At 62.7% G+C, this 15,241-nt stretch carries 13 protein-coding genes; 7 read left to right on the forward strand and 6 right to left on the reverse strand.

What is annotated here, in order from left to right; translation table 11 throughout:
• Window positions 1-169: 169 nt before the first annotated feature.
• The 5 genes from SRB521_RS03235 (at window position 170) to SRB521_RS03255 (ending at window position 7,224) form a co-directional block, all read left to right on the forward strand.
• Window positions 170-1,756 carry a sodium:solute symporter family protein gene (locus tag SRB521_RS03235; protein ID WP_116722649.1) on the forward strand — a complete coding sequence of 529 codons (1,587 nt, stop codon included), beginning with the start codon at window positions 170-172 and terminating at the stop codon, window positions 1,754-1,756.
• Between the two features lie 110 nt (window positions 1,757-1,866).
• Window positions 1,867-3,033, forward strand: coding sequence for an amidohydrolase family protein (locus SRB521_RS03240; protein ID WP_165366550.1), 1,167 nt, complete (start codon window positions 1,867-1,869; stop codon window positions 3,031-3,033).
• 11 nt (window positions 3,034-3,044) lie between these two features.
• Window positions 3,045-4,982, forward strand: a complete 1,938-nt coding sequence (locus SRB521_RS03245; RefSeq protein WP_116722651.1) for an oxidoreductase — start codon at window positions 3,045-3,047, stop codon at window positions 4,980-4,982.
• Window positions 4,983-5,038: 56 nt separating this feature from the next.
• Window positions 5,039-6,307 (forward strand): CaiB/BaiF CoA transferase family protein, encoded by a 1,269-nt coding sequence (locus tag SRB521_RS03250; RefSeq protein ID WP_129868775.1) that lies wholly within the window; start codon window positions 5,039-5,041, stop codon window positions 6,305-6,307.
• Window positions 6,308-6,354: 47 nt separating this feature from the next.
• Window positions 6,355-7,224 (forward strand): 3-hydroxyacyl-CoA dehydrogenase family protein, encoded by an 870-nt coding sequence (locus SRB521_RS03255; protein WP_075705277.1) that lies wholly within the window; start codon window positions 6,355-6,357, stop codon window positions 7,222-7,224.
• Window positions 7,225-7,413: 189 nt separating this feature from the next.
• On the opposite strand, the gene SRB521_RS03260 is transcribed toward SRB521_RS03255, so the two are convergent.
• The 3 genes from SRB521_RS03260 to meaB all read right to left on the reverse strand — a co-directional run bounded on the left by SRB521_RS03260 (window position 7,414) and on the right by meaB (window position 10,142).
• The gene (locus tag SRB521_RS03260) at window positions 7,414-8,328 is read right to left on the reverse strand and encodes a carbon-nitrogen hydrolase family protein (RefSeq protein ID WP_075705278.1); all 915 of its coding nucleotides are present in this window, start codon (window positions 8,326-8,328) and stop codon (window positions 7,414-7,416) included.
• Window positions 8,329-8,426: 98 nt separating this feature from the next.
• The gene (locus tag SRB521_RS16625) at window positions 8,427-8,975 is read right to left on the reverse strand and encodes a gamma carbonic anhydrase family protein (RefSeq protein ID WP_075705279.1); all 549 of its coding nucleotides are present in this window, start codon (window positions 8,973-8,975) and stop codon (window positions 8,427-8,429) included.
• A gap of 42 nt (window positions 8,976-9,017) precedes the next feature.
• Complete coding sequence (meaB, locus tag SRB521_RS03270; RefSeq protein WP_058117057.1) at window positions 9,018-10,142, reverse strand: methylmalonyl Co-A mutase-associated GTPase MeaB; 1,125 nt, start codon at window positions 10,140-10,142, stop codon at window positions 9,018-9,020.
• A gap of 250 nt (window positions 10,143-10,392) precedes the next feature.
• Between meaB and SRB521_RS03275 the strand changes: the two genes are divergently transcribed.
• On the forward strand, window positions 10,393-11,760 hold the full coding sequence (locus tag SRB521_RS03275; protein WP_116722572.1) for a TraB/GumN family protein: 1,368 nt from the start codon (window positions 10,393-10,395) through the stop codon (window positions 11,758-11,760).
• A 72-nt stretch (window positions 11,761-11,832) separates the two neighbouring features.
• Here SRB521_RS03275 and SRB521_RS03280 read toward each other — a convergent pair whose 3' ends face one another.
• The gene (locus tag SRB521_RS03280; protein ID WP_033118366.1) at window positions 11,833-12,375 is read right to left on the reverse strand and encodes an ECF transporter S component; all 543 of its coding nucleotides are present in this window, start codon (window positions 12,373-12,375) and stop codon (window positions 11,833-11,835) included.
• A 352-nt stretch (window positions 12,376-12,727) separates the two neighbouring features.
• On the opposite strand from SRB521_RS03280, the gene SRB521_RS03285 reads away from it, so the two are divergent.
• The gene (locus SRB521_RS03285; RefSeq protein WP_116722573.1) at window positions 12,728-13,390 is read left to right on the forward strand and encodes a CatB-related O-acetyltransferase; all 663 of its coding nucleotides are present in this window, start codon (window positions 12,728-12,730) and stop codon (window positions 13,388-13,390) included.
• A 68-nt stretch (window positions 13,391-13,458) separates the two neighbouring features.
• On the opposite strand, the gene SRB521_RS16290 is transcribed toward SRB521_RS03285, so the two are convergent.
• A complete protein-coding gene (locus tag SRB521_RS16290; protein ID WP_178388481.1) occupies window positions 13,459-14,532 on the reverse strand; it encodes a uridine kinase family protein in 1,074 nt (357 codons plus the stop codon).
• The gene (locus tag SRB521_RS03295) at window positions 14,529-14,942 is read right to left on the reverse strand and encodes a DUF3842 family protein (RefSeq protein WP_033118928.1); all 414 of its coding nucleotides are present in this window, start codon (window positions 14,940-14,942) and stop codon (window positions 14,529-14,531) included. The genes SRB521_RS16290 and SRB521_RS03295 overlap by 4 nt, the downstream gene beginning before the upstream one ends.
• Window positions 14,943-15,241 lie beyond the last annotated feature (299 nt).

The following is a 15,241-nucleotide window of genomic DNA, read 5'->3' on the forward strand; positions in this document are numbered from 1 at the left end:
ACAGAGGGGGGGAGGTGGAGCAATGAATACGACAGTCATCGGTATGGGGCTTCTTTATCTGGCACAGTTTTTATTTTTTGGCATCGTGGCCATCTATATGATCAGGAACCATAAAATCTGACCGGAGGAAAGGCCTGTTCCCTGCAAAAATAGAGAAGGGGGAATCATAGTGACATTTTCGATTATTCCTGTTTTTACGATTGTACTGCTGGTAGGTCTGTGTGTATACACCTGGATAACCAGGGACAAGGACGACAACGCGGGAGACTACAACAACATGGACCGGAGCGCGACCTGGCTCTATCTGGCGGGTACTTATACTGCGACGCTGGTCAGTGCGGTCGGCATGGTCGGCCTCCCCGGCCAGTCCTATACCACCGGCTATATGTATGGCCTGGCCAACTGGGGCTCCACCATCGGCCTGATGCTCTCCGCCCTGTTTTTCGGCCCCCAGATCCGGAAATTCGGCAAGACTACGGTGGCCGAGTTTTTCCAGTTCCGGTTTGACAGCAAGGCGTTCCGGCTGATCGTGGCCATCATCACCGTCCTGGGCACCGGCGCCTACTTTGTCAGCCAGACCATCGGCGCCGCCGTCATCCTGGAGACCATCGTGGGCATCCCCTTCAACACCACGGTCATTATCGTTGTGGTGATCGTCGCCTATCTGGCCCTGGTCGGCGGCGCCAAAACGGTCACGGTCACCGATACGATCCTGTTCTGCGTGATCGCCGTGGCCCTCGGAGTGGTGTTTGCACCGACGGTAATTGGAGTAGCCGGTGGACTACCCGCTATGAAAATACTGGCCGGCACCACGCCCGAGTTCCTGAAGCTGGGCGGCCTTGCCAACGCGCCCTTCGGCACCATGGTCGGCTTCATCATGCTCTGGGCCTTGGGGATCGGCGCGGCCCCCGTCAATCTCTCACGCGCCTTCCTGGCCAAGTCCAACCGCGAGTGGCTCAAGGGCATGATGGTGGCGTTCTGTGTCACAGTATTTATGATCTGGTCCGTCCACTCCGCTGCGGCCTACGGCCGCCTCATCAATCCCGACCTGACCTCCGGCTCCCAGGTGATGCCCTGGCTGGCCCTCAACGCCGTGCCCAAGGCCATTGGCCTGGCGGGCGTCCTGGGCCTGGTGGCTGCCTGTGTCTCCACCGCGGATACACAGCTGCTGGTCATCGCCCAGTCCTCCGCTCTGGATATCTGGGGACACATCAAGCCCGACCTGGATGCCAAGGTGGCCCAGAAGCGCACCCGGATCATGGTAGCGATCTTTGCCGTGGCCGGCGCGATCCTTTCCCTGGGCAACTCGACTTTTGTCGTCGCTTTCGGCAATTTCGGCTCGTCCGTGTTCGCAGCGGCGTTCTTCCCCATTCTGACCACGGCCCTATTCAACAAACGGGTGACCAAGGCGGCCGCAATGGTCTCCATGATAGTGGGCATTGCCTGTGACTTTGTCCTCCACGTCATTCCCATGACGATGGGCATGGCCTGGGGCACCGTATCCTATCTGCCCTATGGCATCCACCCCGTCATCTGGTCCACTGCTGCGGCGTATATCGCCCTGTTTGTCGTCACTGCGCTCACCAAACCCACCAAACAGGAAATCGCCGCCTTTGACCACGCGATGGCGGTGCAGGAACCCATCGATCCCAACCTCAGCGACAGCCATATGATCAAAATAGCGGTGGGGCTCCTGGTTTTCGGAGCCATCTTCTTCGCCTTTGTGCTCTACCTCTCCACCTGCTGCGTGGCGTGAGCGGGCGGCATCTTCTATTCGGATGACACTAGGAAAAAGCTGCTGCGCCGTTTTACAAGCCGGCGCGGCGGCTTTTTCCATAAATTTTGATTGAGATGGAGGCATTTGATATGACTTGTGACATTGTTATCCGCAACGGCCATGTGGTCGACCCCGCGACGGGGACAGATGGGGTCAAGACGATCGGGATCCTGGGGAACCAGATCGTGGAGGGGGCGGAGGCGGGCAAAGCCTCGGTGAGTGAAGTGGATGCTGCGGGGTGCTACGTGTTCCCTGGTCTTGTGGACCACCACGCCCATCTGTTTTACGGCGCCAGCGAATTCTGTGTCAAACCGGAGACCTGCCTTCCCTTCGGCGTGACGGCGATGGTCGACCCCGGCACGGCGGGAAGCGCCAACTTCGACTCCTTTTATCAGAATATCATCGTGGGCAGCATCCCCCGCATCCGCGCCTATATCAGCGTGAACCCCGGCGGGCTGTACGGACGGGAGTACCATACCCACTATGACGCGTCCCTGCTCTCTCCGGGGCGGATGAGCTACCAAAACATAAAGGCGATCTTTGAGAAGTACCCGGAGCAGCTTCTGGGGCTGAAGCTGATGCTCAGCACGGCCAATGTGGGAGACCAGGGGATCGAGATTCTGGAGGCGACGCTGCGCCTGGCGGACGAGATCGGCTGCCGGGTCTGCGTACATACCACCGACATGTCCATAACGGCGGCTGACGTGGCCGGCAGGCTCCGGCCCGGCGACATCTACTGCCACTGCTTCACCTGCACGGACGGCAGGAGTATTCTGGATGAGGCGGGAAGGGTCCGGCCGGAGGTGCTGGACGCGCGCCGCCGGGGCGTGATCTTTGACGCCGCCAACGGCACCTTCCATTACGACCATGAGGTGGCCGAGGCCGCCATCGCCCAGGGGTTCCCCCCGGACGTCCTGGGCTCTGACATCGTGATCTATGCGGCCAATATGGGGCATAAGGTGCGCAGCCTCCCCTTCCTGATGTCCAAATACAGAAACGTGGGCATGGATCTGCCGTCCGTCGTCCGTATGGTGACCCAGACGCCCGCCCGGCTGATGGGGATGGAGGGGGAGATCGGCACGCTGGCGCCGGGCGCCTTTGCCGATGTGGCGATTTTCAAGTGGAAGGAGGCAAAAGCCTACTTCGAGGACGCCAAGTCCACCTATCGGGAGACGGACCGGCTGCTGGTCCCGCAGATGACCATTGCCGACGGCAAGATCGTCTATTGCCAGGTGGACTTTAACAACGGACTATAAGGGACGTGGAGATGAAATATCAAAAGCTGTTCGAGCCCTTTTCCATCGGCAGGATGCGCCTGAAGAACCGCATCGTGATGGGGCCCATGGGGACGAGCCTCTGCGACGAGAGGTCCACCCCCACACAGCGGTTCATCGACTACTATGAGGAGCGGGCAAAGGGCGGGGCCGGCCTGGTGATTGTGGAACACGCCTATCCGCAGAAGCTGGGCATCAAGTCCGAGCGCTCGGCGGGGCTCTGGGATTGGGACACGCTGCCCGCCTGGAAGGCGACGGTGGAGGCGATCCATCGCCACGGCGCACAGGCGGCGATCGAGATCGGCCACCTGGGCCGTTGCACGGACTATCCCAGCTCGATCGGAGAGAAGGCCATGGCGCCTTCCGCCGTGCGATGTCCGGTAGCACAGGTGCCCACCCGCGCCGTCGGGACAGAGGAGATCGAGGCGTACAAAAGCGACTACCTGAACGCGGTGCGGCTGGCCCGCGCAGCCGGATTCGACGCAGTGGAACTCCATTTCGCAAACGGATATTTTCTGGCGGAGTGGATCTCCGGACGCAGCAACAAGCGGACCGACCGCTACGGAGGCACCTTTGACAATCGGGTCCGCTTTGCCCTGGAGCTGACGGAGCTGGTGCGGGAAGAGGTGGGACCGGATTATCCGCTGCTGGCCCGGTTTGCCTCCCGGGAGGTAAACGGAGGGCGGGGGATCGAGGAGAGCCGGGTGTTTGCAAAGCTGCTGGAGGAGGCGGGCGTCAACTGCCTGGATATCAACGCCGGATCCCCCAGCGAGTACGATTGGGAGTTTCCCTCCTATTTCCAGCCGCAGGGCTTTCTGCTGGAGGATATTGAGCGGATTCGGCGGTCGGTGTCCATTCCCGTGATCGGCGGCGGGCGTATTACGGAGCCCCAAATGGCGGAATGCGCCCTCTTGGACGGCAGGCTGGACCTGGTCTCCATCAATCGCGGACTGATCGCGGACCCGGCATGGCCCGCCAAGGTCCGGAGCGGCCGGGAGGAGCAGATCCGGCGGTGCGTCGGCTGTACCTGCTGCATCAATGAGAAGGAGCGCCGGAAAGGGATCGTCTGTACTGTAAACCCGTTTGTGGGGCGGGAACGGGAGTTGGCCATACGCCGCGCCGATGCAGAGAAGAGAATCCTGGTGGTCGGCGGCGGTCCGGCCGGGCTCCAGGCCGCTGTCGTCGCGGCGCGGCAGGGGCACCGGGTCAGCCTGGTGGAACAGGAGAGACAACTGGGCGGCATGGTCCGGGCGGCCGGCGTGCCTCCGATGAAGTGGGATATCCTCAGTCTGATCCCGGCGCTGGCCGCCGAGGCGGAGGCGCTGGGAGTGAAGATCCGGACCAATTGCAGGGTGGAGCCGGATAGGATCGCCCCTGGAGCGTATGACCTTGTGGTGCTGGCCACGGGGCAGGAGCCGTTTTTCCCCTGCCTGTGGGAAAATGACGGTTCCCTGCGGGAGACGACAGCGGTCGCGCTCCTGAATGGGGAGAGCTGGTGCGGCGAGCGGGTCGCGCTGATCGGCGGGGGAATGGTGGGCTGCGAATGCGCCGAATTCCTTTCGGAATACGGGAAAAAGGTGACTCTGTTCGAGATGAAGGAAGGGCTGGCGCAGGATGCCTACTGGAATATCCGGGACCAATTGCTCCAGAGAATGAAAAAGTACGAGGTGCGGGCCGTCACAGGCGCCGCGGCGACCGCTGTGCGAAAAAGGTCCATCGTGTGCATGGAAAACGAGGCGGAACGGAGCTACGGGCCGTTTGATACCATGGTATCCGCAGTCGGCCTCCGGGAAGCGGCGACCATGGAGGGCCGGCTGAGAGAGCGGGGCATCCGATGCGTCGTCATCCGGCAAAAAGAGGGGGCCAGCGGAATCCAGCGGACCCTGACGGCGGCGGTGGAGACCATGCTGGCCCTGGAAAACGAAAAATAGAACATTTTCATTCGAAAAAGAAATGATTTTTTGGGCAGAAGGCACTATAATTTTAAATGCTGAAATCGGATAAAAGGAGCGAGATTCCTATGGCGGACCAGCGGACAAAGCCCCTGTTGGGGTATAAGGTAATTGAGCTGTCGACGTTCGTGGCGGCGCCGTCCTGCGGGCGTCTGCTGCGGGACTGGGGTGCGGACGTGATCAAGGTGGAGTCGGGGAAGGGCGATGCGTGGCGGTACCACGGCTCAACGCACCGTGTGACGTCGACGGAGGAGGAAAACCCGATGTTCGACCTGGTGAACGCGGGGAAGAAGAGCGTGGTGGTGGATCTGAAGAGCGCGGAAGGGAAAGCGGTGCTGTATGATCTGCTGTCGGACGCGGACATCTTCCTGACGAACACGCGGGCGAAGTCACTCCGGAAGCTGGGGCTGGACTACGAGAGCCTGAAGGAGCGGTTTCCCAAGCTGATCTATGCGTCGGTGACAGGCTTCGGAGAAGAGGGCCCGGAGACGGACAAGCCGGGATTCGATCTGGTGGCGTACTGGGGGAACAGCGGATTCTTGAACGACCTGTCGATCGACACGGGGACGAGCTACCCGATCCTGGCGCCGACGGGGATCGGAGACGTGACGTGCGGAACGGCGCTGTTCGGGGGGATCTGTGCGGCGCTGCTGGGGCGTGAGCGGACGGGGAAGGGGGACTATGTGACGATATCCCTGTTCGGGGGAGCGATCTGGATCATGAGCTTCATGTACCTGCGGGCGCAGCAGCGATATGGGGATCCGTTTCCGAAGCACCGGGAGGAGACGCCTCCACTCACGGCGCCGTACCGGTGCAAGGACGGGGAGTGGCTGATGCTGTCGATATTGGAGTATGAGCGGTACTTCCCGGCGCTGTGCAAGGTGCTTGGGGTGCCGGAGCTGGCGGAGGACCCCCGGTTTGCGGACAAGAAGGCGGCGGACCAGCACCGCGGCGAGCTGATCCGGGCGCTGGAGGAGCGGTTCATCAGGGAGGACTTCGCGTACTGGAACAAGGCCTTGAACGAGAGCGACATCGTAAACGACCGCCTGCGGCACTTCAAGGACATCGTGGACAGCGAGCAGGCGTGGGTGAACCACTACTTGACGAAGGTGGAGTTCCCGGATGGCGGGGAGTGCGTGATGCCCCGTCCGGCGGTGCAGTCCCGTGAGATGGGGGTGCCGGAGCTGGAGCGTGGGCCGCTGCTGGGGGCGGACACGCCGGAAGTGCTGTCGGAGAGACTTGGTTACAGTGGGGAGAAGATCAAGGCGCTGCTGGAGAGCGGTGCGGTCCAGCAGCACCCGTAAAAGGGAAAGCGAAGATCAAATTTTATAATAATAGGGAGGCAAATGTGATGAAGGTTTCTGATGTGAAGAAAGTATGTGTGGCTGGGGGCGGCCAGATGGGGCGTCAGATCGCGCTGAACGCGGCGATCCACGGCTTTGACACCTATCTGACGGACGCCATTGCCGATGTGCTGACCGCGGTGGACAAGTGGAGCGCGGAGTATCTGGAAGGCCGCGTGGCTAAGGGCAAGCTGACCGCGGAGCAGGCGGCCGACGCCAAGGCGAAGTTCCATCTGGCATCCACCCTGCAGGAGGCCGCGGAGGGCGCTCAGATCGTCATCGAGGCCATCCTGGAGGACCGGGAGGTAAAAACGGAATTTTACCGGAACCTGAACGAGGCGGCGCCCAAGGACTGCATCATTGCCTCCAATTCCAGCTACATGGTCTCCTCCCTGTTCAAGGATCTGATCGACGACCCCAGCCGCCTGGCCAACATGCACTATTTCAATCCCGCCCTGGCCATGAAGCTGGTGGAGGTGGTGAAGGGGGAGCATACGGCGCAGGAGACCGCAGATTTCCTCTATGACTTCGCCGTGGCCAACGGCAAAAGTCCCATTCGGGTGAACAAGGAGATCCGGGGCTTTGTGGTCAACCGCGTTCTGACGGCCATCCGGGACGAGGCCTATTTCCTGGTGGAGGAGGGGGTGTGCTCTCCCGAGGACTGTGACATCGGCGTGAAGGGCGGCTTGAACCACCCCATGGGCCCCTTCGAGCTGCTGGACCTCACCGGCATCGATCTGAACTACCTGTCCATGGAGGACCGCATGAAGGCGGGTGAGCCCAAGCCCCACGGGTATGAGATCGCCAAGGCCAAGTACGAGGCCCACGAGTGGGGCCGCAAGACCGGCAAGGGCTTCTACGACTACTCCAAAAAGTAAAAATCAACGTCTCATAAGAATAGAAACAGACAGCGCCTCCGCAGTCCCGGGACTGCGGAGGCGCTGTCTGTTTTTTTGCCCGGACCGGAAACTTCCGGTCCGCCGTCTCTGCGCTTGCTTTTGCGGCGCTCCCCAAGGGAAGGGAGCGCCCCGCTCTGCGGATGAACGTGAAGATTTTCGGGGTAAGAACTACTTCCGCTCCTCCTGGTAGCGCGGGTCCTCCAGCAGCTCCTCCATCCAGGCCTTGTACAGGGCGGGCCTGAAGTCGGAAGCGCCGCCCAGTGTGGGATTTTTCCCGAAAATCTGCAGATTGGCCAGGGACAGGTCCACCGTGGCCGTATACATCCGGTTCTGGATGGCTCTGGGATCGGTGAAGGGATATCCCGCGTAGTACTCGGCCTCCCAGAAATTCATACTGGGGCCGATGATGCTGGCGCCGCCCCAGAAGACATTGAAAAGATCCTTCCCCGCCAGATTCGAGGTGACCACATAGATGCGGTCTACGATGCTGGCTGAGACCAGCGAGGCATTCCCCAGTGCTGTGCCGTGGCATTTGGCGTGGGCGGAGAGGTTCAGATAGGCCCGGCAGCCCTTGGCGGCGTAGTAGCGCATCAGCTCCGGAAAACAGTAGGAATCATAACAGATCCCCACCCCTATGGGGCCCCAGGGCGTCTGGAACAGGAAGGGGTCCCTGCCGCGGATGGCCCAGTGGGGCTCGGGGTAGGCCAGATGGATCTTGCGGTATACGCCCAGAATTCCCTCCGGACCGCAGACACAGGCGGAATTATAGACCGCTCCGGGGGCCCAGCGATCCCGCTCCGGCAGACCGAAGGCCACATAGAGACCGAATTTCCGTGCCGCTTCGGCAATGCGCTGGGAGGAAGGCCCCGGTACAGTCTCCGCCTGCAGAACCTGCATTTTTTCCGCCTTGGGCTGCTCTTTCTTGTCGTCGTAACCGGTCAACGCCATCTCCGGAAAGACCACCAGGTTGGAGCCCTCGCCGGCGGCCAGCTCGATATAGTCCAGCATGCGCTGGAGGTTGAGCTCTTTCTTTCCCCAGATGGCGTGAAAGGCCACGGTGGAGATCTTCATCACATGCTTCATATCGGTGATCCTCCGGCCTTACGGGTTATGGTCGTCGCCGGGTGGGGCGCAGCGCCCCCGGCGGGAGCCGTCTTCCCTACGCAGAAAGCGCGGGCGCGTCACAGCCCCAGAGACGCCTTGTTTTCCATGGCCAGATGGTAGTAATGCTGGGTGTGGTCCAGACGCTCGGCCAGACTGCCCTCGTCCAGCGTCTTGATGACCTTGGCGGGAGAGCCCACCACCACGGAGAAGGGGGGGATCACCGTGCCCTTGAGCACCAGGGCCCCGGCCCCGATCACAGAGCCCCGCCCGATATAGGCCCCGTCCAGGATGACGGCGCCCATCCCGATGAGGCAGCAGTCCTCGATGGTGCAGGCGTGAAGGATGCAGTTGTGGCCCACGGTTACGTTGTCGCCGATGATGGTGGGGATGCCGCTTCGGGCGTTCAGGCCGCTGCGCCCGCTGTCGGCATGTACGGTGGTGTTGTCCTGGATGTTGCTCCACTTGCCGATGGCGATGTGGTTGACGTCGCCCCGTACCACCACGTTGTACCAGATGCTCACGCCCTCGGCCAGGGTGACGTCGCCGATGACTCTGGCGCCGGGGGCGAGAAAGGTGTTCGGATCGACCAGGGGGAAATACCCCTTATAAGGATAGAGCGTGCTCATGTTGTCTTATCCTCCTGTTGCTGTCTGCGGGCAGGGCCCGGCTCACGATTTGCGCACCTCCACCCGAATGGTGTCCAGAAGCGCCTGGGCCGCCTGGGTGGCGGAAAGACGATTGTGGACGATCTCCTCCCGGACCTCCGCCGTGCGCGCGATCACGGCGGGGTTGTTGAGGATCTCGCTGCGAAGCTGCTCCTCGGTCATCTGCCAGACCCAGTCCAGCGTCTGCTGCTGGCGGCGGCTCTGGAGGCTGCCGCGCTTTTCCATGATGTCCATGAAGGTCATCACCACGTCCCAGATCTCCGCGATGCCCTCGCCGTTCAGGGCGGAGCAGGTGTACGCCTTCGGGGCCCAGCCCTCCACCACGGGGCGCAGATAGTGGAGCACCTGCTCATATTCCGAGCGGGTCACCAGGGCCTTCTGCTTGTTGGCGCCGTCGGCCTTGTTGACCAGAATGGCGTCGGCGGTCTCGATGACGCCCTTTTTGATGCCCTGGAGGTCGTCGCCGGCCCCGGTCAGTACCACCACCAGGAAAAAGTCCACCATGGAGCGCACGGCGGTCTCGCTCTGTCCCACACCCACCGTCTCCACCAGGATGGTGTCGAAACCGGCCGCCTCACACAGGAGCATGGTCTCCCGGCTCTTGCGGTTCACTCCGCCCAGGGTCCCGCCGGAGGGGGAGGGGCGGATGAAAGCGTCCGAACGCTTGGAGAGGGTCTCCATTCGGGTCTTGTCACCGAGGATGCTGCCCTTGCTGACAGAGCTGGAGGGGTCCACCGCCAGCACGGCCACCTTTTTGCCCAGATTGCACAGGTAGTTGCCCAGCGCCTCAATGAAGGTGCTCTTCCCCGCGCCAGGTACGCCAGTAATGCCCACCCGGACGGAATTCCCCGTGTGGGGAAGAAGGCGCTGGAGAATCTCCTGGCCCAGAGCGAAGTGCTTGGGAGCGTTGGATTCAATGAGGGTAATGGCCTTGGCGAGCATCATGCGGTCTCCGCGGAGGACTCCCTCCACATAGTCGTCCACCGTATATTGCTTGCGGACGAACCGGGCCGGACCGGGCTCGGAGGGATGCCCGACCTCATCGATTCCGCTCATGACCTGACAGGCAAACTCCTTGCCGGCGTCGCTGGGGGCCCATTCCGGCTTGTAAGTCGTATAATTTTCCAAAAAACCTCCTCCTAGCTCTTCATTCTGTATCAAAAGTATACGCTCCGCCCATAGAAAAGTCAAACCTTTTCAAGCTCGGAAAGCTTCGCACTTTCGCCGCCGACCGTAAGGCAAATACCGAATGTTTCCTCCACTCTTTTTCATTTCCTTTGACAGCAGCCGGACCCGCCGTTACAATGGGGGATAACGGCGCCTCCCGCGGAGAGCGGGCCGTCCCGACCCAGGGAGGAAGGGCGTCAAGGAGGGCCCCATGAAGAAAAGACTGCCGGCGCTGCTGCTGGCTTTGAGCATGCTTACCCCGCTGCCCGCAAGGGCGGCGCAGCCGGAGACGCCTCCCGTCTCCCCTTGGGCGTGCGACGCCATGTATGAGGCGTTGGCACTGGGGCTGTGGGAGGCGGACGGGACCGAAAGTGTTCTGGAGGAGATCACGGACGAACAGCTGGAGCGGATCAGGTCCATAGTGTCCGACCGTCTGGCGCTGCTGAAGGCCCCAGCCCGTGCGCCGGCGCCTCCGCCGGCGATCAACACCACCAGGGGCGGAGTCGTCAACGCCCTCTACCGGCAGGCGGCGGTCTGGGATTTCCCGGAGGTGGAAGCGGATGCGGACGCGGTGGACTGCCTGGTGGAGATGGGGGTGCTGCTGGGCAGGGGAGAGGCACGGGACCTGGCGCTGGAGAGCCCCTGCACGCTTCAGGAGGCGCTGGTCATGGCGCAGCGGCTGGTGCTGCATCTTTACGACCGCCGCGGCGCGGGCGCCCAGGGCTTTCTCTGGAGGGCCGAGGGCAATGGGAACACCCTCTATCTTCTGGGCACCATCCACGTGGACCGGGACAATATCTATCCCCTCTCCGGGCGGCTGCGGGAGATCATCGCCGGTGCGGACGACGCCATCTTCGAGGTGGACTTTGGAGACAAGGAGGACACGCAGGCATTCCTGGCCATGCAGGATTACCCCGAGGGGGAAGCCCTGCGGGACCATGTGAGCGGTGCGCTCTTCCAGGAGGCGGTGTCCGTGGGGGCGGCGCTTCCGCAGCCCTACACCATGGACGAGGCGGCGGTGGACCGATATAAGCCCTGGGCCTATGCCAATCTTGTGAACAGCGTCACCCTTCTCATGGGAGAGGACAGCCTGGAGGACCCTCTGGCGGTGGATATCTACATATATAATAAAGCGGCCAGCAGCGGCGTGACTGTGGACGCGGTGGAGAGCTATGTTTACCAGGGTGAGCTGTTTGACAGCCTGTCCGGTCCCTACCAGGCCGGATATCTCTCGGGGGCTCTGTCCGGCTTCCGGGCCGCGCAGCGCGGCGATACCGTCTCCTCCGGCGTAGAGGATATCTCCCGCTGGGTGGAGTGGTGGAAGAGCGGGGACGCGGCCTCCTTTGCCGCCGCCTATGGCAAAGACGAGGTACTGCGCGCCGCCGACGAGCTCGACGAGCGCCTGCTGCTCCGCCGGGACCCCGGCATGATCGAATACGCCGACCGCTATCTGAGCGCGGAAGGTCCCCGCACCGGCATCCTGGTGGTGGGCGCGGCCCATATGATAGGAGAGACCGGCGTAGTGCGGGGCCTGCAGGCGCTGGGCTATACCGTGGAGCTTGCGCCGGACGGGCGATGAGATCAAAACAGGGCGTCCCGCCTGCGGGACGCCCTGTTTCTGCTTGAAAAAGGATGCGGAGTGCCGGCGCCCTTACGCGGCGGTGGGCTGAGGCTCCAGCACCCGGGCCTTCTGGAGCAGGACCAGAATGGGGGGGATGACCAGAAGCTGGAGGATGATGCCGGGCAGAGCGGTGACGAAGGCCGCCGTGAAGAAGATCTGGAAGGAGTAGGACCCGGCGCGGAAGATGAGCGCATTCACCACGCCGTACACCACGCGGCCCGCCAGCATAGCGGAGACCAACTGGACGTACACCGAGGCGGTGCGGCTCCTGAGGCGGATGAACTGGCTCATGAGGCCGGACACCAGGCCGTAAGCCGCCAGCTCGCAGAGCATGGAGGGCAGGTAGGCCGCAGGGGGCATACCGGTGAGCAGGCTGGAGAGCAGCGGTGCCAGAATGCCGCAGGCCAAGCCGTAGGGCCAGCCGCAGGCCAGGCCGCACAGCAGGACGGGGATGTGCATGGGCAGCAGTACGCTGCCTGCATTGGGCACCATGTGGAAGGCCTGGGGTAATACCACGCCCAAGGCCGCGCACATGGCCGCCATGACCAGTTTTCTGGTGGCGCTTTGTTTCATGGGGAAGATTCCTCCTTCATTTCCTGAAAAAGCCACGAAAACAGCGGCCCCACTTCCTGCGGGACCCTGCCTTCGTGGCTTTCCATTCTGATATGCGGGGGAGAGAACGGTCATGCCGCCTTCCTGGCGGCTTTCTGTCGATTCATTCTACCGCAAATTGGAACTACCTGTCAAGGGGAAAAGAGCGGGCCCGCCTTGGCGGCATTGATTTTTGGATGCAAAGAGGTATAATGGGACTGCGACTGAGGAGAATGAGGAGCGCAACATGCGGGAAATGCGGAAAAGAAGGGCGATCGCCACGGAAGACCAAAACGTTAGGAGGTGATGCATCAAACGAAAAGAGGAGATTGCCATGAATCAAATTCCTGACCCCAATGCGGTGTTCCCCAACGAATATGGGACATCCTGTTTTTTAAAAAACGTGATCACGGCCCTCAATATCATAGTGGGGGATTATACATATTATGACGATCCCGACGACCCCACCGCGTTTGAGCGGAAGAACGTGCTGTTTCACTGGCCGGAGTTTGGGGACCGGCTGATCATCGGAAAGTTCTGCGCCATTGCCAGCGGTGTGCGGTTCATGATGGGCAGCGCGAACCACCGCATGAGCAGCGTCAGCACATATCCATTCCACGTCTTTGGAGGCGCCTGGGCGGAACAGACGCCGCCCCACCTCTCCCAGCTCACCTTCAAGGGAGACACAGTAGCGGGCAACGACGTGTGGATTGGGCGGGAGAGCGTGATCCTCCTCGGGATAACGATCGGCGATGGGGCGATCATCGCCGCGTATTCTGTGGTGACGCGGGATGTGAAGCCCTATACGCTGGCGGGCGGAAACCCAGCCCGACCAATCAGAAAACGCTTTGACGAGGAATTGATTGGGCTGCTGCTGGGCCTGCGCTGGTGGGATTTCGAGCCGGAGCGTCTGGCTGCCTTCTTGCCTGTGCTCTGCGACGGGGCTCTGGAGGCAGTGCGGGAGACAGCCCGCAGAATGCTGGATGGCCCGCAATAAAATAAGCGGAAAACGGCCGCCTGGTCTCAAAGACCAGGCGGCCGTTTTTGCGTTGGGACCGGCGGGGTTCAGAGGGATTCCGGGTCCTGAAAAAAGCCGGTGGTGTCCACGGTGAGATCGCTCTCCTCCTCCGGGCGGAGGGCGTCGAAATAGCGCTCCTCCAGGGGGATCCATTTCTCCAGGAAGGGGATCAGGCCCTCCGGCCCCTCCCGTTCCAGCAGGCGCCGCCGCTGCTCCTCCCGGGAGCAGGTGAGGAAGAGCTTCAGGTCGTACTGCGGGGCCAGATCCGGATGCAGGGCATAGCTGCCCTCCACGACGGTGAGGGGGCGGAAGGGGACGGACACCGGTGGCCGGAGCCGTCCGGCATGGCAGTCGAAGGGGCGGAAGGTCACGTCCTCTCCCCGGCTCAGGGGGAGGAGGACCTCCGCAAGCATCCGCTCCCGGTCCACATTGCCGCCGGGCTGGGAGAGCCGCTCCGGTGTGCGGAGGGCAGGGGGGAGAAAGAAGTCGTCCATATGAAAGACGTTGCAGGGGAAGAGCGCGGCGATGAGGGCGGCAAGGCTGGTCTTTCCGCTGCCGCACCGGCCGTCGATGGCAACCACGGCGGGACGGCCCCCCCGAGCCAGGGGCCAGATGGCCAGCAGCACAAAGAGAAAGTTCACATAATCCCGCTCCAGCACCCGATAGTGGGGGTGGTAGGCGCTGCGGAATGCCTCGCTGTGGTGGAGGGCCGGGCAGTCTTCGGCCCGGTAGTCCCGCAGCCAGGCGGGATATCCGGGGATGTCCAGGGCGAGGAGGGACTCCAGCCTCTCCTCCAGACCCGCCCGGGTGCCGGTGTGCCGGCAGGCGGTGGCGGTGAAGAGAAGGGACACCAGGGGCAGGAGCCCCTCCTGCGAGAGGTGGGCGGGTTCCAAATGGAAGCGGCACAGACCGCCGCCGATGGGCTCCGGCGGGCGGTGGAGGCAGTCCGGGGGCAGACCGCGGCACTCGGTCAGCAGCCGCTCCAGGGCCAGGGCCGGGTCGGAGACCATGTGCCCGGGGCCGAACTCGCTCTGGTAGGCCAGCTTCCCAAAGTCCTGGGGGGCCATCAGCGGATAGCGGCGGGCGTGGAGCCGGGCGAGGGCCGGAAAGGAGCGGTTCAAAGCCCCACCTCCCGCAGGGCCAGGTCCACGGCCCGCTTCAGATAATCCTCCAGGCGGCACTCCTCCACGCCGGCGATCCGGGTGCCGCAGGTGGCGGAGGGAATGAGGATCTTGACCGCCTGGGCGCCGGAGACGGCGGCGGCGGCCGCCGGGGAGACCTCGCCCATGATGCCGTTGGCCAGGATAACACCGATGGGGCCCAGGATCAGGTCGGCCCGTCCGGCGTTATAGAGAATGGCGTTCTCCCCCGTGGCCCCCCGGGTGCAGCCGGCCTTGAGCATGGCGTTGGTGGCCAGCACGTTGGTGCCTGCGCAGAGGAGCTCGCAGTCCTCGGGCAGCCGGGGTCTCAGGAGGGTGGCCAGGCGGCTCCCGATGCCGCCCCCCTGTCCGTCGATGAGGAGAATACGCATACGATCAAATCCTTTCCGATCCGTTTCCCGCCCGCGTCCTGCCGTTCCGCGCCCCTCCGGAGGGGCGCGGGGCGACGATGCGCACCGGCCGGGCGCAGGGCGGAGGCGCCGCCGCCCGGAGAGCAGGCCCGGCGATTGGGCGTGTGAATCAAGCCCTATTATACGAGCCCGGAGAAGTTCTGTAAAGGGCGGATACAGGGTATACAGGGACAAAAAATCGTGGTATAATGGCTGTGACTGGTTCCCCACCCAGTCCAACCGGCACAGAGTGAGCCGTCCGGGGGCGCTTGCGCCATGCC

This window comes from Intestinimonas butyriciproducens (assembly GCF_004154955.1).
Classification (GTDB): Bacteria; Bacillota; Clostridia; order Oscillospirales; family Oscillospiraceae; genus Intestinimonas; species Intestinimonas butyriciproducens.